This window comes from Amycolatopsis sp. NPDC054798, from assembly GCF_053611505.1.
Genome location: NZ_JBSHAM010000062.1, coordinates 33,861 through 49,804, shown reverse-complemented (window position 1 = coordinate 49,804; position 15,944 = coordinate 33,861). Strand labels below are relative to the sequence as shown.

18 protein-coding genes are annotated in these 15,944 nt (G+C 71.3%); 11 read left to right on the top strand and 7 right to left on the bottom strand.

The annotated features are described in order from the left end of the window. Positions 1 to 87: 87 nt before the first annotated feature. Positions 88 to 819 carry a dienelactone hydrolase family protein gene (locus tag ACWGIC_RS31255; RefSeq protein WP_452079493.1) on the bottom strand — a complete coding sequence of 244 codons (732 nt, stop codon included), beginning with the start codon at positions 817 to 819 and terminating at the stop codon, positions 88 to 90. Between the two features lie 212 nt (positions 820 to 1,031). On the opposite strand from ACWGIC_RS31255, the gene ACWGIC_RS31250 reads away from it, so the two are divergent. Then, entirely contained in the window at positions 1,032 to 1,934 is a 903-nt protein-coding gene (locus ACWGIC_RS31250; RefSeq protein WP_452079492.1) for an NADP-dependent oxidoreductase, read from the top strand. A gap of 54 nt (positions 1,935 to 1,988) precedes the next feature. Here ACWGIC_RS31250 and ACWGIC_RS31245 read toward each other — a convergent pair whose 3' ends face one another. The 4 genes from ACWGIC_RS31245 to mrf are packed head-to-tail and all read right to left on the bottom strand — an operon-like array spanning position 1,989 to position 4,748. Beyond that, entirely contained in the window at positions 1,989 to 3,086 is a 1,098-nt protein-coding gene (locus ACWGIC_RS31245) for a GTP-binding protein (protein ID WP_452079491.1), read from the bottom strand. Beyond that, on the bottom strand, positions 3,083 to 3,241 hold the full coding sequence (rpmF, locus tag ACWGIC_RS31240) for a 50S ribosomal protein L32 (protein WP_037805693.1): 159 nt from the start codon (positions 3,239 to 3,241) through the stop codon (positions 3,083 to 3,085). Before rpmF ends, ACWGIC_RS31245 begins: the two co-directional genes overlap by 4 nt. Beyond that, a complete protein-coding gene (locus ACWGIC_RS31235; RefSeq protein ID WP_009078888.1) occupies positions 3,241 to 3,504 on the bottom strand; it encodes a type B 50S ribosomal protein L31 in 264 nt (87 codons plus the stop codon). Before ACWGIC_RS31235 ends, rpmF begins: the two co-directional genes overlap by 1 nt. After that, the gene (gene mrf / locus ACWGIC_RS31230; protein WP_452079490.1) at positions 3,501 to 4,748 is read right to left on the bottom strand and encodes a ribosome hibernation factor-recruiting GTPase MRF; all 1,248 of its coding nucleotides are present in this window, start codon (positions 4,746 to 4,748) and stop codon (positions 3,501 to 3,503) included. Before mrf ends, ACWGIC_RS31235 begins: the two co-directional genes overlap by 4 nt. A 78-nt stretch (positions 4,749 to 4,826) precedes the next feature. On the opposite strand from mrf, the gene rpmB reads away from it, so the two are divergent. From rpmB to ACWGIC_RS31200, 6 genes are all read left to right on the top strand, one after another. Continuing rightward, positions 4,827 to 5,063, top strand: coding sequence for a 50S ribosomal protein L28 (rpmB, locus tag ACWGIC_RS31225; protein ID WP_406633116.1), 237 nt, complete (start codon positions 4,827 to 4,829; stop codon positions 5,061 to 5,063). Then, positions 5,064 to 5,231, top strand: a complete 168-nt coding sequence (gene rpmG / locus ACWGIC_RS31220) for a 50S ribosomal protein L33 (protein ID WP_116205050.1) — start codon at positions 5,064 to 5,066, stop codon at positions 5,229 to 5,231. Then, positions 5,231 to 5,536: a 30S ribosomal protein S14 gene (gene rpsN / locus ACWGIC_RS31215; RefSeq protein WP_452079489.1), complete on the top strand. Its 306-nt coding sequence runs from the start codon at positions 5,231 to 5,233 to the stop codon at positions 5,534 to 5,536. Before rpmG ends, rpsN begins: the two co-directional genes overlap by 1 nt. Beyond that, the gene (gene rpsR / locus ACWGIC_RS31210) at positions 5,533 to 5,778 is read left to right on the top strand and encodes a 30S ribosomal protein S18 (protein WP_452079488.1); all 246 of its coding nucleotides are present in this window, start codon (positions 5,533 to 5,535) and stop codon (positions 5,776 to 5,778) included. The genes rpsN and rpsR overlap by 4 nt, the downstream gene beginning before the upstream one ends. Before the next feature lie 94 nt (positions 5,779 to 5,872). Beyond that, a complete protein-coding gene (locus ACWGIC_RS31205; RefSeq protein WP_452079487.1) occupies positions 5,873 to 6,934 on the top strand; it encodes an AAA family ATPase in 1,062 nt (353 codons plus the stop codon). Continuing rightward, complete coding sequence (locus ACWGIC_RS31200) at positions 6,931 to 8,823, top strand: vWA domain-containing protein (RefSeq protein WP_452079486.1); 1,893 nt, start codon at positions 6,931 to 6,933, stop codon at positions 8,821 to 8,823. Before ACWGIC_RS31205 ends, ACWGIC_RS31200 begins: the two co-directional genes overlap by 4 nt. A gap of 73 nt (positions 8,824 to 8,896) precedes the next feature. Here ACWGIC_RS31200 and ACWGIC_RS31195 read toward each other — a convergent pair whose 3' ends face one another. Then, positions 8,897 to 10,039: an HAF repeat-containing protein gene (locus tag ACWGIC_RS31195; protein WP_452079485.1), complete on the bottom strand. Its 1,143-nt coding sequence runs from the start codon at positions 10,037 to 10,039 to the stop codon at positions 8,897 to 8,899. Between the two features lie 219 nt (positions 10,040 to 10,258). Here ACWGIC_RS31195 and cobA point away from each other — a divergent pair, with 219 nt between their 5' ends. Both cobA and ACWGIC_RS31185 read left to right on the top strand, forming a co-directional pair. After that, positions 10,259 to 11,485, top strand: coding sequence for a uroporphyrinogen-III C-methyltransferase (gene cobA, locus ACWGIC_RS31190; protein ID WP_452079484.1), 1,227 nt, complete (start codon positions 10,259 to 10,261; stop codon positions 11,483 to 11,485). A gap of 29 nt (positions 11,486 to 11,514) precedes the next feature. Continuing rightward, positions 11,515 to 12,282, top strand: coding sequence for a PIG-L deacetylase family protein (locus ACWGIC_RS31185; protein ID WP_452079483.1), 768 nt, complete (start codon positions 11,515 to 11,517; stop codon positions 12,280 to 12,282). Between the two features lie 85 nt (positions 12,283 to 12,367). On the opposite strand, the gene ACWGIC_RS31180 is transcribed toward ACWGIC_RS31185, so the two are convergent. Then, a complete protein-coding gene (locus tag ACWGIC_RS31180) occupies positions 12,368 to 13,243 on the bottom strand; it encodes an alpha/beta fold hydrolase (protein ID WP_452079482.1) in 876 nt (291 codons plus the stop codon). A gap of 101 nt (positions 13,244 to 13,344) precedes the next feature. On the opposite strand from ACWGIC_RS31180, the gene ACWGIC_RS31175 reads away from it, so the two are divergent. Together ACWGIC_RS31175 and ACWGIC_RS31170 are read left to right on the top strand one after the other, a co-directional pair. Further along, positions 13,345 to 14,196 (top strand): crotonase/enoyl-CoA hydratase family protein, encoded by an 852-nt coding sequence (locus ACWGIC_RS31175; RefSeq protein WP_452079481.1) that lies wholly within the window; start codon positions 13,345 to 13,347, stop codon positions 14,194 to 14,196. 34 nt (positions 14,197 to 14,230) lie between these two features. Further along, on the top strand, positions 14,231 to 15,937 hold the full coding sequence (locus ACWGIC_RS31170; RefSeq protein ID WP_452079480.1) for an AMP-binding protein: 1,707 nt from the start codon (positions 14,231 to 14,233) through the stop codon (positions 15,935 to 15,937). Positions 15,938 to 15,944: the final 7 nt, after the last annotated feature.

The window sequence follows — 15,944 nt, the reverse complement described above, 5'->3', positions numbered from 1 at the left end:
GTCTTCGAATTGGGGTTGGTTTGGTGTTGGGTCGTGTCGCTCCCAGCGGTTTCGCCGCGGGGGCCCGGCTGCGAAACGGCTGAACCTTCATCCGGCGAGGGTGTTCGCGAGCAGCGGCACCAGCCGTTCCCAGTGAAGTCGCAGTGCGGCAGCGTCGAAAGTGTCGGTGTCGGCCATGGTGAACCCGTGGACAGTGCCGGGATAGATCTCGGATGTGCAGGTGACTCCTGCGGCATCGAGAGCTTGGTTGAGTTCGCCGAGAGCCTCGGGCGTCAGGTCGGATTCGGCATGGCCGAAGTGAGCCTGAGCGGTGAGCTGAGAGAAGCTCTCGGGCCCGGCGGCGCCGACCGGGGCGTGGAACGCGGCGAGCGCGGCGACCCGGTCCGGACGGGCCGCGGCGGTGCGGACGGCGAGAAGGCCGCCGATGCAATAGCCGGTCACCCCGACCGGCCCGGCGCTGACTTCCGGCTGGGCGGCAAGGAACTCGAGGTAGGCGTCCGCGTCGCGGAGGGCCAGTTCGGGGGTGTGCGCTTCGATCATCGGCATCACGCGGGCGAAGACGCCGGGACGCTCGTCGGCTCCGATGAAGTCCGGAAGTTCGAGCACCGGGGCCGGGCCTTGCCGGTAGAAATAGTTGGGGACCAAGACGTAGTAGCCGTGTCCGGCCAGCTCGCGGGCCAGGTCGCGGAGCACGGGCCGGAGGCCGAAGCCGTCGGCGTACATCAGCACCCCGGGGTGCTGCCCGCCGTCGGCGGGGAAAGCGGCGAAGGCGTCGGCGACGCCGTCGGCGGTGGGGATCTGCAGGGTCTTGCCGGGCATGAATTTCTCCTGTCGTCGTTGAGGCGCCTGTGGTCACGACGAAGGAGGCGGAGCCCGCGCGGCGCTCAGAAGAGCACCGGGTAGCCGATCCGTGAGTGGCGCAATGCCGTCCCGGTAGTCATCGCCGCCCAACCTATCCCACGGAGTTCTTGACTTCAAGCGCGCTTGAAGTTGAAGACTTCCGGTGATCGACACGAGCGCTGGAGGCGTGCATGGGCAAGGCGATCGGTTTCCGCGAACCGGGCGGGCCGGAGGTGCTGCGGCTGGAGAAGGTGCCGGAGCCGAGCCCCGGACCGGGGGAGGTCCGGGTCCGGGTGAAGGCGGCGGGGGTGCAGCCGTTCGACCTCGCGGTGGTCGCGGGGATCGTCCCGGTGCCGGAACCGGGCGCGTTCACCGTGCCGGGCAACGAGTTCGCCGGGGTGATCGACGAAGTCGGCGAGGGCGTCGAAGGGTTCGCCGCCGGCGACGAGGTGCTCGGCTTCGGACGGTTGGGCGGGTATCAGGAGGTCCTTGTCGCCGGGCAGGACCAGGTGGTCCCGAAGCCGCCGGGGATGCCGTGGGAGGTCGCGGGCGCGTTCACCGCGGCGGCGCAGACCGCGGACATCGCGGTCGAGACGATCGGGGTGGGCCCGGGGGACACGGTGCTGGTGCACGGCGCGGCGGGTTCCGTCGGGGCGATGGCGGTGCAGCTGTCCCGGCTGCGCGGCGCGAAGGTGCTCGGCGTCGCGCGTCCCGCGTGGCACGAGCAGGTGCGTGCGCTGGGGGCGATTCCCCTTGCCTACAGCGAGGATTTCGTCGAGCAGGTGGCTCCACACGGCGTCACCGCGGCCGTCGACGGGGTGGGCGGCGACGCGTTGGAGTACACGGTGAAGCTGGTCAGGGACCGGTCGCGGATTCTCACCCTGACCGAGCACGAGCGCGTCGAAGAGCTGGGCATCCGGATCACGCCGAACCTTCGTTCGGCGGCCCGCCTCTCGCGGCTGACGGACCTTTACGCGAACGGAGAGCTGACGCACCACATCATGGCCGTGTTCCCGCTCGCCGAGGCCGTTGAGGCGATGCGGACCTATCAGGCCGGGAACGTCCACGGCAAGATCGTGCTCACCATGGACTGACCGGGTGCGGGCGGTTCCGGCTCACGGCGCCGCGGCCGTGAGCCGGAACTGTCCTCAGTGGACGTGGACCGGTTCCCACTCGGGGAACGGGTCCACGGTGGCGGAGCTGTCGGTCAGGCACGCGTCGAGCGCTTCGAGCAGCGCGGCGTGTTCGAGGCCGACGCCGATGAACACCAGCTCCTGCCGGGGTTCGGCGGCGACTCCCTGCGGTTCGAACCGCGCCACGCTGCCCGCCTGCGACCACAGGCCGAGCGTGCCCGGCCGCGTGCAGAGGCTGAAGAACCCCTTCGACCGCAGCACCGTGCCGAACTCGCCGGAATCGAGCCGCTGGGTGACGAACTCCCACAACCGCGCGGGGTCGAACGCGCGGCCGGAGCGGAACACGACGCTGGAGATGCCGTACTCCTCGGTCTCCGGCACGTGGTCGCCGTTCAGTTCCGCCACCCAGCCCGGCGCTTGCTGCGCGCGTTCGGCGTCGTACCGGCCGGTGCCGAAGACCCGTGCCAGCGGCACCCGGCCGAACTCGGCGGAGACGACGTCGGCGGCCGGGTTGAGCCGGCGCAGCGAAGCGATCAGCCGATCCCGTTCGGAGGACGTGACCAGGTCTGTTTTGTTCAGCAGCAGCACGTCCGCGAACTCGACCTGGTCCATCAGCAGGTCGCTGACCGTCCGTTCGTCGCCGTCGTACTGGTCGAGCCCGCGCTCGGCCAGGCTGTCCCCGCGATCCAGTTCGCGGGCGAAGTTCGCCGCGTCCACCACGGTGACCATGGTGTCCAGCCGCGCCGAAGACAGCACCGGGGAGCCGTCGCCGGAGGGGAAGGAGAACGTCGCGGCCACCGGCATCGGCTCGGAGATCCCGCTGGACTCGATGAGCAGATGGTCGAACCGCCCGTCGTCGCACAGCCGGGCGACCTCGTCCAGCAGGTCCTCGCGCAGGGTGCAGCAAATGCACCCGTTGGTCATCTCGACCAGTCGTTCCTCGGTCCGCGACACGCTGTCCCGCACGAGCGCGGCGTCGATGTTGACCTCGCTCATGTCGTTCACGATCACCGCGACGCGCAAGCCCTCGCGGTTGGCCAGGATCTCGTTGAGCAGCGTGGTTTTCCCGGCGCCGAGGAATCCGGAAAGGACAGTGACCGGAAGAGCGCTCACCGCTCGAGCCGCTGGAAGTGCTTGATCAGCTTGCGCGGCACCAGTTTCCGCTCGCCGTCCACGACGATCGGCACCAGGTCCGGCGCGGCGGCCTTCCACTGCGAGCGGCGGGACCGGGTGTTGCTGCGCGACATTTTCCGCTTCGGGACGGCCATCAGCGCGCACCCCCGCTCCGGCGCTGCCCGTAGCGGCGGTGGAACTTCTCGACCTGGCCCGCGGAGTCCAGGATCCGCTGGGTGCCGGTCCAGAACGGATGCGACCACGCGCTGATGTCCACCACGACGAGCGGGTAGGTGTTCCCGTCGGACCATTCGATCGTCCGGTCGGAGGTGGCGGTGGAGCGGGTCAGGAACGCGTCGCCGGTCGACGAGTCCTTGAAGACCACCGGGTGGTAGTCGGGGTGGATGCCGGGTTTCACAGGGTTTCGTCCTTCTGGTTGGCGGCGTTCGCGTGCCGGTCGGGTTCTTCGGTTTCTTCGCAGGGGTCCTCGTGCCAGTCCCCGAACGGGTCGGGGTACTCGCGCCAGGCCGCCTCGCCCTCGGCCAGTTCGGCGTCGGTGAGCAGGGCGGCGCGCAACGCGCTTTCGATCTCCGCCGGGGCGGCCTGATCGGCGACGATCACCAGCTCCTGCGCGCGGTCGCCGTGCACCGGGTCCCAGCGCAGCGAGGCGAGCGTGCGGCGTTCGGGGGAGACGTCGGCCCAGTCCGGCCCGTCCGGCGAGGCGAGCCACGGCCCGGCGTGCCCGATGCCGAGCCCGCCGCCCGCCGACTCGATCCAGAACGCGACGTCCGGCTGGCTGGCGACCCAGGCCCGGCCGCGGGTGCGGACCACGCCGTCGAGCAGCAGATCGATCGCCTCGTGCAGCCGCTCCGGATGGAACGGGCGCTGCGCGGTGAACTGGAGCAGTTCGATGCCGCAGTCCGGCTGCAGCGGCGGCGCACCGCGCAGCAACGCGCCGTGCAGGTCGGTGACCGCGCCGCGGCGGGCGTCGGCCGGGATCGCGGCGAACAGCCCGGCGGCGTCGGTGCGGGTCAGCTCGACTCGCGGCACCGACGGCGCGACCCGGTCCAGCACCGCTGAGGACTTTGCCGCGCACCAGGCGTCCGGAGCCGCTCCGGCGAGCACCAGCACGTCCGCCGATTCCACTTGGGACAGTGCCACCTGCGCGACCGTCCGCTCGTCTTCGGGACTGCCCTGCAGGCCGCGCTCGGCGAGCAGGTCGTCGCCGGTGACGTCGGCGAGCCAGTTCGCGCAGTCGAGCACGGTGAACACCGCTTCGAGTTCGACGTCGTCGCTCACCGGCCGGTCGCCGACCAGGACGTTGCGGACCGCCCAGCTCACCGGCTCCGGCTCCATCGCCTCGTCCAGCCGCACCACGATGCGGTCGACCTGCGGCATCCGCGCCAGCCGGCGCAGCAGCGGCAGCAGGTCCTCGCGCAGCGTGCAGTTCACGCAGCCGTGCGCGAGTTCGAGCGGCGTGAGCTGGTCGCGGCCGCGGAGCCGGACGCGGCGGCGGACGACGCCGGAGCCGATGTCGCGCAGGTCGTGATGGACGACGGCGGTGCCGGGGCTCGCGCGGAGCAGGAGCGCGGCGAGGTCGTCGTTGCGGGCCGGGGCGATCCCGCTGCAGAGCACGAGCGGGACACGCGGACGTTGGGGCACTGGATCTCCAGACGACGGGGCGGGGTACGGTGACGAGCGTAGTTGAACATGAATGTCACTATCAACTTGGGAGGGTCCGTGTCAGCCGTGTGCCAGGTCACCGGCCGCAAGCCGGGCTACGGCAAGCAGGTCTCGCATTCGCACCGCCGCACCTCGCGGCGCTGGGAGCCGAATCTGCAGACGCGCCGCTACTACGTGCCGAGTCTCGGCCGCACCGTGCGGCTCAAGGTGTCGGCGAAGGGCATGAAGACGATCGACAAACGCGGCATCGAAGCCGTCGTCGCCGACCTCGCGGCGAAGGGAGTGAAGTTCTAGATGGCGAAAAGCACCGACATCCGGCCGATCATCAAACTGCGGTCCACCGCGGGCACCGGCTACACATACGTGACCAAGAAGAACCGCCGGAACAACCCGGACCGGATGGTATTGCGCAAATACGACCCGGTGGCGCGCAAGCACGTCGAATTCAAGGAAGAACGCTGATGGCGAAGAAGTCGAAAATCGCGAAGAACGAGCAGCGGAAGGTGATCGCTGCCCGTTATGGGGAACGGCGGCGCGCGCTCAAAGCGGTGATCGCTTCGCCGTCCGCCTCTTCGGAGGAGAAGGCCGACGCAGTCGTTGCGCTGCAACGGATGCCGCGCGACGCCAGCCGCACGCGCATCCGCAACCGCGACGCCGCCGACGGCCGTCCGCGCGGATACCTGCGGAAATTCGGGCTGTCCCGGGTGCGCATGCGGCAGATGGCGCACAACGGGGAACTGCCCGGCGTCTCGAAGTCGAGCTGGTGAGCGCCATGCCCAAACCGGACCGGACGCCGCGGCGGCGCCCCAATCCCCTCCACGCCGCCGGAATCACCAGGGTGGACTGGAAAGACGTCGACCTGCTGCGGAAATTCATCTCCGACCGCGGCAAGATCCGGGCCCGCCGGGTCACCGGATTGACGCCGAAGCAGCAGAAACAGGTAGCGGCCGCGATCAAGAACGCACGCGAGATGGCGTTGCTTCCGTACCCGACGGCGGCGCGAAGCTGAAAAACCGGATGCGGGCAGCTGGCCCGGCGCGGGACCATAACGGCACGAAACGGGCACCGCACGAGGATGTCCCGACACCGGAGAGGTCCACGTTTTGCACGCCCAGCTCACCGTCACGCCTGCCCAGCTGCCCGACATCCTGCTCACCACCGCCGTCGTCCGGCCGGTTTTCCTCTGGGGCGCGCCCGGAATCGGGAAGTCGTCGCTGGTCCGGGAATTCGCGGCGGCGCTCGGCCTCGAATGCGTTTCGCTGCTCGGCACCCAGCTCGCGCCGGAGGACCTGATCGGCGTGCCGCAGATCGCCGACGGCCGCAGCCGGTTCTGCCCGCCCGAGCAGATCGCCCGCGACGAGCCGTACTGCCTGTTCCTGGACGAGCTGAACGCCGCGTCGCCGGACGTGCAGAAGGCGTTCTACTCGCTGATCCTCGACCGCCGGATCGGCTCCTACGAGCTGCCGCCCGGTTCGGTGGTGATCGGGGCCGGAAACCGCGCCGCCGACCAGGCGCTGGCCCGCCCGATGGCCTCGGCGCTGGTGAACCGGCTGGTGCACCTGCACCTGCGCGCGTCGGCGGGCGACTGGCTCGCCTGGGCGGCCGGAAACGGCATCCACCCGGCGGTGGTCGAATACCTGACCCAGCGCCCGGACCATCTGTGGAGCCAGCCGCCGAAGACCGAGGAACCGTTCTCTACGCCGCGGTCCTGGCACATGCTGTCCGACCTGATGCACTCGGCGGGCGACCCGCTCGACGACGAGACGGCCGGGCTGCTCGCGTACGCCACGCTGACCCCGCAGCACGCGGGCGCGTTCCGGTCCTTCCTGAAGGCCGCCCGGCACGCCTTCGACCTGGAAGCGATCATCAAGGGCGACGCGCGCTGGCCCGCCGAGCCGGGCGAGCGGGACCTGCTCTACTTCCTCGCCGAGACGTTCCGCGTCCGGCTGTCCCGCGACCTGCCCGCGGACAAGCGGCACGCGTCGGCGGCGGTGCGGCAGTTCGCGTTCCGCGCGAAGAGCCTGCTGGTCGAACTGGCGGAGATCTCGCTGGAGATGGCGCAGTTGGTGATCGCGGACGACGAGGCGGGCAACCCGCGCCTGCCGTCCTGGTTCCTGGTCGAGACCGCGCGCGACCTGCCGCGGCTGGTGGCGGCGCGGGCATGAGCGGGGCCCACACCGAGGCGCGTCTCCGCGAGCGCCGCACCAAGGCGATCGACGCGGGCTGGGCGCTGGTCCGCGCGAACACCGTCCTGGACCATCTTTCCCGGGGTGCGAGCCTGGACCGGCTCAGCCTGCCCGGCAAGGAAAGCTGGGCAGTCGTTTCCGACCGCGGGGTGCTCACCCCGAACCGCGCTCGCGACGCCGAGCCCGCCGAATGGGCGTGGGTGTTCGCGCATCTGCTGCTGCACCTCGGCCTCGGCCACCTGGACGAAGACCGGCTCGCCGAAGCGGACGCGATCACTGCCGACCGAAGCGTGGACGCGAGCTACAGCGCGGCGTGCTGCGTCGCGGTGCACCGGTTCGCGGAGGCGGTGCGGGTCGGGACGCCGCTGACGCTTCTGCCCGAACTTCCCGGCACGGACGAGCTTTCCCTCGCCCGCGCCTGGCGCGAAACCGGCGTGCCCGAGGTCTTCCGGTCGCTCGGCACCGGCGGCGACCGGCCGTGCCTGGCGCTCGCCGAACCGCCGAACCGCTGGGAGGTCCAGCACTACGGGAAGCCCGACCCGTGGACTGAGCGATTCGCGCGCGGCTTGATCGCCTCGGCCACCGAGGCGATGGAGCAGGCCGCCGAAGCACGAGGCCAGACCCGGCTCCGGCGGCGTCCGGGGGAGTGGGACCGCGCGCTGGGCTGGTTCGCCTCGTCGTTCCCGCTGCTCGGCGCGGTGGCCGCCGGGTTCACCCTGATCGTCGATCCCGAGGTGGTCCGGGCCTGGGACATCTCGGTCGCGGCGGTCGACGCCGAACACGGCGAGATCTACGTCAACCCGAACGCCGCGCTGACCGCGGAGGAATGGCGGTTCGTGCTCGCCCACGAAATGCTGCACGCCGCGCTCCGGCACGACCGCCGCGCCCTCGGCCGCGACCCGTACCTGTGGAACGTCGCGTGCGACTACGTGATCAACGGCTGGCTGGTCGCCCTCGGCGTCGGTGAGCTGCCGAGCGACTGCCTGCACGATCCGCAGCTCGCCGCGCTGTCCGCGGAATCGGTGTACGACACGCTCACCACCGACCTGCGCCGCGCTCGCAAGCTGCGCACGTTGGGCGGCCGCGAAGCCGGAGACGTCCTGGGCGACTGGCTGTCCGAACCGGAAGCTGCCGCCCGCCGCTCCTCGCGCCGCACGGAACCGAAGCCGCTTCCGTGGCGGGACGGCGACCGGACCGGTGGCGTCGACCTGGACGAGTTCTATCGCCGCGCGCTCAGCCAGGGCCTGGTCTACCACCACGCCCAGGGCCGCGGCTTGCTGCCGCTCGGGCTGGAACAGGAGATCCGCGCGCTGGACCACCCGCCGCTGCCGTGGGACGCACAGCTGGCGAAGTGGTTCGACGAGCACGTCCAGGCGGAGCGGCCGGAGCGCAGCTATGCGCGAGCGTCGCGCCGTCAATCGGCGACACCGGACATCCCGCGCCCGGGCCGGTTCTGGCCGGAGCGGCTCGACCGCCGCTCGACCTTCGGCGTCGTGCTGGACACGTCCGGCTCGATGAACGCGGAACTGCTGGGCAAGGCGCTCGGCGCGATCGCGTCGTACGCGCGGGCCCGCGACGTCCCGGCGGCCCGGGTGGTGTTCTGCGACGCGGCTGCTTACGACGCCGGATACCTTGCGGTGGAAGACATCGCGGGCCGGGTGAAGGTCCGCGGCCGCGGCGGCACCCGCCTGCAGCCCGGCGTCGACCTGCTGCGCCGCGCCCCGGACTTCCCGGCGGACGGCCCGGTCCTGATCATCACCGACGCGCAGTGCGACCACGTCCGGCCGCACCGGGAACACGCGTTCCTGGTCCCGCGCGGCGCCCGGCTGCCGTTCGTCCCGCGTGGTCCGGTCTTCCGGGTGGAGTGAGCGCGTCCGACGGCGACGCTGAAAACGCAGGCGCGGCCGGGCGGACGCGAGGCCCGCCCAGCCGCGTCCGGCGCTAACCGATTTTCCAAGCCACCGCGTGCGTTTTGTACCCAGTGGTGTCCGCGCTCCCGACGATGTATCCGCTGTCGGTGATCCACTCCGCCTTGCTGTAAGTGCCGCCGGGCAACAGCCCGAACTGCGTCCGGTTCCCGTTCTCGTACCAGACAGTCGCGCGCCGCTGGAACGCTCCCACGGCGGTGCCGTTCGAATCGACTCCCGCGATGTCGCCGTCGATGACGTCCACGTTCCCTTCCGGGTCCCAGAGCACCGAATCCCGGTCCGGCGGATAGAGATAGCCGCTGCCGGTCACATAGCCGGTGGGCCCGACCTGGTTGAGCCAGCTCGGATGGGGGCTCGGCCAGGCGAGGCGCTTGAGCGTGCCGTCGCGGCCCCAGGTCACCGGGGCCGAGGTCCCGTTCTGCACGTCGGTCAGGTGCCCGGCGATCGTCCCGTCCCGGTTCATGACGTTGTTCGCGCTGGCCCACGCGGACGGCGCGAGATCGGTGATCGGCCCGCCGTTCACCCAGCGCACGGAGTGGGCCTTCACCGGGTTGGTGTCCAGGCCGGAAATGACCGTGCCGTCGGCGGAGATGCCGGTGGCGACGCACCACGTGTCGCCGGGCAGCGTGCCGAGGTCGGTGACCTGGCCGTCCGGATCCCAGCGGAACGGGTGCTCGAAGTTGTCCGGCGTCAGCCATTCCCCGACGACGACGCCGGTGTCGCTGATGTATTCGCCCATCGCGTTGTGGTAGCCCGGCGGAAGCTGCATCAAGGTCACCTGGCCCGCGGCGTCCCAGCGCGCCGGGATCGCGACGGTCGGCGTCAGCACGTAGCCCGCGGCGACGCCGTGGCTGTTGATGGCGCGTGCCTGTCCCTGCGTGGCGCCTGGCGTGGGAAGGGCGGTCGGATGTCCGGCGTTGTCCCACCGGACCGGATGGTCGAGGCGCGGGTCGCGGCCCGCCGACGACGTGCCGACCGTCACCCCGGACTCGTTGACCGCCAGCGCCATGCTCTGGTCGTCCCCGGGCAGCGGAGCGAGATCCGTCGGCGCGAGCGGGTCGGCCTGCGCGGTGCCGGTCGTCGCGGCGGCGAGCACGAGCAGGGCGGCGGCGAGCGAGCACGCGCGTCTTCGTCTGGTCGAACGGTTCCTTGTCATGATGACTCCCCATGTGATCCGGTGTGCGCCCAGCAGTCGCTCCCGGGCGCGGCGGTGGTACGCCCGTATCGCGAATTGCTCCTGTGGCCCCGGTTTTGCGTGCTGACAGCCGAGGCAGTTTTGCCGTCGTGTTAGCCCCGGCGGCCTAAGGCACATCTCCGGCGTGGCATGACCCACGCTCGGGATGCGAAACGGCGCCTCGCCCATAAACTTCCGCGCATGGACGACCCGCACTACCTTTCCGGCCTGAACCTGACCGGCCGCCGCGTCGTGGTGTTCGGCGGCGGTTCCGTCGCCCAGCGGCGGCTGCCCCGGCTGATCAGCGCGGGCGCCCGCGTCGAACTGGTGTCGCCGCACACGACGCCGTCGGTGCAGGGGATGGCGGACGCGGGGGAGCTGGTGTGGCATCAGCGCCGCTACGCCGAGGGCGATCTGAACGCGGCCTGGTACGCGCTGGCCTGCACGAACGACCCGGAGACCAACGCCGCGATCTGCGCCGAGGCGGAGCGGGAACGCGTTTTCTGCGTCCGCGCCGACGAGGGCGAGTCCGGCTCGGCGGTGACCCCGGCGACCGGACGGCACGGCGGCCTCCTGTTCGGCGTCCTGTCCGGCGGCGAGCCGCTGCGCTCGGCCGCGGTCCGCGATTCGATGCTGGACGGCCTGCACGCGGGCACGATCGAGGACGGCCGGCAGCCGCGTCCGGAAGGCGCTCTGCCCGGCGTCGCCCTGGTCGGCGGCGGCCCCGGCGACCCGGACCTGATCACCGTCCGCGCGCGGCGGCTGCTGTCGCGCGCCGACGTCGTGGTCGTCGACCGGCTCGGCCCGCGCGATCTGCTGGACGAACTCGCGCCGGAGGTCGAGGTCATCGACGCGGCGAAGATCCCGTACGGCCGCGCGGCGAGCCAGGACGTGATCAACCGGACGCTCGTCGAGAAAGCCAAGGAGGGCAAGTTCGTCGTCCGGCTCAAGGGCGGCGACCCCTACCTGTTCGGCCGCGGCTTCGAAGAGGTCCAGGCGTGCGCCGAAGCCGGCGTCCCGGTGACCATGGTCCCGGGCATCACCTCGGCGTTCGCGGTGCCCGCGGTGGCGGACGTCCCGGTGACGCACCGCGGCGTCGCGCACGAGGTGGTCGTGGTGTCCGGGCACGTCGCGCCGGGGGACGAGCGGTCGCTGGTGGACTGGTCGCTGCTGGCCCGGATGCGCGGGACGATCGTGCTCATGATGGGCGTCGAACGGCTGCCGAAATTCGCCGCCGCCCTGCTGGAAGGCGGCCGCCCGGGCGACACGCCGGTCGCGGTGGTCGAGGACGGGACGATGCGGACCCAGCGGGTGCTGCGGTCGACGCTCGCCTCGGTGGCCGAGGACGCGGCCGCCGCGGGCGTGCGGCCGCCCGCGGTGATCGTGTTCGGCCCGGTGGCCGGACTCGACCGGAATCAGGCGGGATAACGCAGACAGCGGGCCGTCCGCGCGCGAAGATGTCCGGCATGACTTTGCCCGCTTTGCCCGAGGAGTCCTTCCGGCGCGTGCTCTGCGTCGTCGCGCACCCGGACGACATGGAGTACGGCACGTCCGCCGCCGTCGCGCGCTGGACCGCGCGCGGCATCGAGGTCGGGTACCTCCTGCTCACCCGCGGCGAGGCAGGCATGCCGAACCCGCCGGAGGAGACGGCCCGCCTGCGCGTCGCCGAGCAGCGCAACGCCTGCGCTGCCGTCGGCGTCGAGCACCTGACCGTCCTCGAACATCCGGACGGCGTGCTCGTCTACGGCCTCGACCTGCGCCGGGACATCTGCCGCGAGATCCGCCGGTTCAAACCGGATGTGGTGCTCGGCTGCGGGTTCGAGGTCGAAACGCCCTACGGCTTCGACCAGGCCGACCACCGCGCGGCCGGGCTCGCGACGCTCGACGCGATCCGCGACGCGGGCAACCGGTGGGTCTTCCCGGAGCAGGTCGACGACGAGGGCCTGGCCCCGCATTCCGCGCGCTGGTACCTCGTCCCAGGGCTCGTGGGTTCCGGCGCGACCCACGGCGTCGACGTCACGGGCGAGCCGCTGCGGCGCGGCATCGTCTCGCTGGAGGCGCACGCCGCGTACCTGGCCGCGCTCCCGGACCACCCCGCGCCCGCGGATTTCATCCCGCAGTTCGCCGCGATGAGCGGCAAGGCCATGGGCGTGGAGCACGCCGTGCTGTTCCGGGCCCACGACTTGCAGGCTCCGCCGGAGTTCCCCGAAGCCGACCAGGACTGACTCGGGTCCCCAGACGTGCCGTGAAGGACTCCTTGAGGGAATCAGATTCCCTCAAGGAGTCCTTCACGGACCGCGGGGGCCAGGATCAGGAGGGATAACGCCGAAACGCGAAGTCCCGGATCGCCGCGGTCAGCCGTTTCGGGTCGAACCGCAGCTCCACCGGGCTCCGCGCCTGGACGAACTCGGCGTTCGGCAGGTCCTCGGCCAGGCTGCCCGCGTCGCCGAACGGGTGGATCGGGTCGCCTTCGTGCCCGATCACCAGCGTCGGCGTGGTGATCGCGCCCCGGACCGACTTGGGCGGCGCGATCCGGCCGAACAGCACGCCGTGCAGCAACGCGGCCATCGGAGCCGGATCCTGGCTGAGCGTGTCGGTGACGACGTCGACCCACTGGTTCCCGTGCGGCACCAGATGCGCCGCCAGCGCGACCCCGCGCACCGTCACGGGCAGGAAGCGCGCGGCGAACAGCAGCGGCGCGAACGTCATCAGCCCGGCGATGATCGCGTTGTCCAGCACCGGCATTTCGACCACGAGCCCGCGCGCCCGCGACGGGGCGGCGACAGCCACCTCCAGTGCCACGTTCGCGCCCAGCGAGGTGCCGCCGACCACCGCGTCCTCGATCTCGAGATGGTCGAGCAGCGCGACCGTCTGCTCGCCGAACGCGGGCATCGAATAGCGCCACGACTGGGTCGGCCGGTCCGAATCGCCGTGGCCGAGCAGGTCGAGCGTGACCACGCGGAATCCCGCGCGGGCGAGCCGCCGGGCCAGCGGCGCGTGCATCCGGCGGGTGAGCATGATCCCGTGCATCAGCACCACGACGCGGTCGCCGCTGCCGTATTCGGTGTAGCACAGGCGCTGGCCCTCGTGCCGGAACGAGCCGGACAGCTCGATCGGCCGGGTCCTGCGGGCCGCCGCGGGTTCCGCCGGCGGGGCGTCGGCGACGGGCACGGGTGCCGGTTCCATACGGGCGCCTCCCTCTCCACCTCGGGTCTCCAGGAAAGCATCCCGCAGCGGCGTTGGCACAGTGTCAACCGGATGAGCTGGGGTTGGCGCGATGAGTCAAGATGATCGGCATGACCGAACCAGTAGCCGCCCTTCCCGACCTCGTCTCGCTCCGCGTCGCCCTCGACGGCCCGGTCGCCGAGGTGACCCTGCTCGGCCCGGGCAAGGGCAACGCGATGGGCCCCGACTTCTGGCGCGAGCTGCCGCTGGTGTTCGCCGCCCTCGACGCCGACCCGCGCGTGCGCGCCGTCGTCCTCGCCGGAAGCGGCAAGCATTTCTCCTACGGCCTCGACCTGCCCGCGATGATGGGCAGCTGGGCTCCGCTGCTGGCCGGCGACGCGCTGGCCGGGCCGCGCACCGAGTTCCACCGCGAGGTCCAGCGGCTGCAGCAGGCGGTCAGCTCGATCGCCGAATGCCGCAAACCGGTGGTCGCCGCCGTGTCCGGCTGGTGCATCGGCGGCGGCGTGGACGTCATCACCGCCGCCGACATCCGGCTGGCCAGCGCGGACGCCAAGTTCAGCGTCCGCGAGGTGAAGGTCGCGATCGTCGCCGACATCGGCAGCCTGCAGCGGCTCGCGCCGATCATCGGCGAGGGCCACGTCCGTGAGCTGGCTCTGACCGGCAAGGACATCGACGCCGCGCGGGCGGAGAAGATCGGCCTGGTCAACGACGTCTACGCGGACCAGGAGACGCTGCTGGCGAAGGCCCGCGAGCTGGCCGCGGAGATCGCCGCGAACCCGCCGCTGGTCGTGCAGGGCACCAAGCAGGTGCTTTCCACGAACACCGAACGCCAGGTCGCCGAAGGCCTGCGCTACGTCGCCGCGTGGAACTCCGCGTTCCTCCCGAGCAAGGACCTCCAGGAAGCCGTGCAGGCCTTCATGGAGCGACGAGCGCCCGAGTTCAAGGGCGAGTAAAACAGGCACGGGAAGCGAGCACGAGGAGTACGACGTGAGCAACGGCGCTGAGGTCACCGGCTACCAGGCATTCCGCGCGGCGCGGGATTATCTGCTGGCCCACCGCGAGGACTACGAGACCGCCTATCGCGAGTTCGCGTGGCCGCGGCTCGACGAGTTCAACTGGGCGCTGGACTGGTTCGACGCGATCGCACGGGACCCGGCGAACGCGCAGCGGCACGCGCTGTGGATCGTGGAGGAGGACGGCACCGAGAACCGGTGGACGTTCCCGGAGATGTCGGCCCGGTCCAATCAGGTCGCGAACTGGCTGCGCGGCCTCGGCGTCGAGCGCGGCGACCGGGTGATCGTCATGCTCGGCAACCAGGGCGAACTGTGGGAGACCATCCTCGCGGCGATCAAGCTCGGCGCCGTCGTGATCCCGGCGTCCACGCTGCTCGGCCCGGCCGACCTCGTGGACCGGGTGGAGCGCGGCAACGCGAAACACGTCGTCGTGCGCGCCGCCGACACGGAGAAGTTCGCCGACGTGGCGGGCGGCTACACGCGGATCGCGGTCGGCGAACCGGTTTCCGGTTGGCACGCCTTCGAAACCGCGTACGCCTCGCCGGCCGAGTTCGCCCCGGACGGGGTCACCCGCGCCGAGGACCCGTTGCTGCTGTACTTCACCTCGGGCACCACCGCGAAGCCGAAACTCGTGCAGCACACGCACGTTTCCTATCCGGTCGGCCATCTGTCCACAATGTACTGGATCGGGCTGGAACCGGGCGACGTCCACCTCAACATCTCGTCGCCGGGCTGGGCCAAGCACGCGTGGAGCAACTTCTTCGCGCCGTGGAACGCCGAAGCGACCGTGTTCCTGTACAACTACGCGCGGTTCGACGCGGCGGCCCTGATGGCGCAGATGGACCGGTGCGCCGTCACCAGCTTCTGCGCTCCGCCGACGGTATGGCGGATGCTGATCCAGGCGGACCTCGGCGCGCTGCGGACGCCGCCGAAGAAGGTCGTCGGAGCGGGGGAGCCGCTCAACCCCGAGGTGATCGAGCAGGTCGAGAAGGCGTGGGGCGTCACCATCCGCGACGGCTTCGGCCAGACCGAAACCAGCGTCCAGGTGGCGAACACCCCCGGCCAGGACGTCGTGGCCGGTTCGATGGGCCGCCCGCTGCCCGGGTTCGCGGTCGCGCTGGTCGACCCGGTCACCGGCGAGCGCGCGGCCGAGGGCGAGATCTGCCTCGACCTCGCGCACCGGCCGGTCGGCCTGATGGCGGGCTACGCGGACGACGACGAGCGCACGTCCGCGGCGTTCGCCGGCGGCTACTACCACACCGGCGACGTCGGCTCGATCGACGAACGCGGCTACATCACCTACGTGGGCCGCACCGACGACGTCTTCAAGGCCTCGGACTACCGGATCTCGCCGTTCGAACTGGAGAGCGTCCTGCTGGAGCACGAAGCGGTCGCCGAGGCGGCCGTGGTGCCCGCGCCGGACCCGATCCGGCTGGCCGTGCCCAAGGCGTACGTCGTGCTCGTCGCGGGGCATGAGCCGGACGCCGACACCGCGCGCGCGATCCTCGCGTACGCGCGCGAACACCTCGCGCCGTACAAGCGGATCCGGCGGCTTCAGTTCGCTGACCTGCCGAAGACCATCTCGGGCAAGATCCGCCGGGTCGAACTGCGTGGCCGGGAAGACGGCGAGCGGCCCGAGGGCGAGTTCCGCGAGGACGACTTCCCGGATCTCAAGCCCTGAGAAGCGG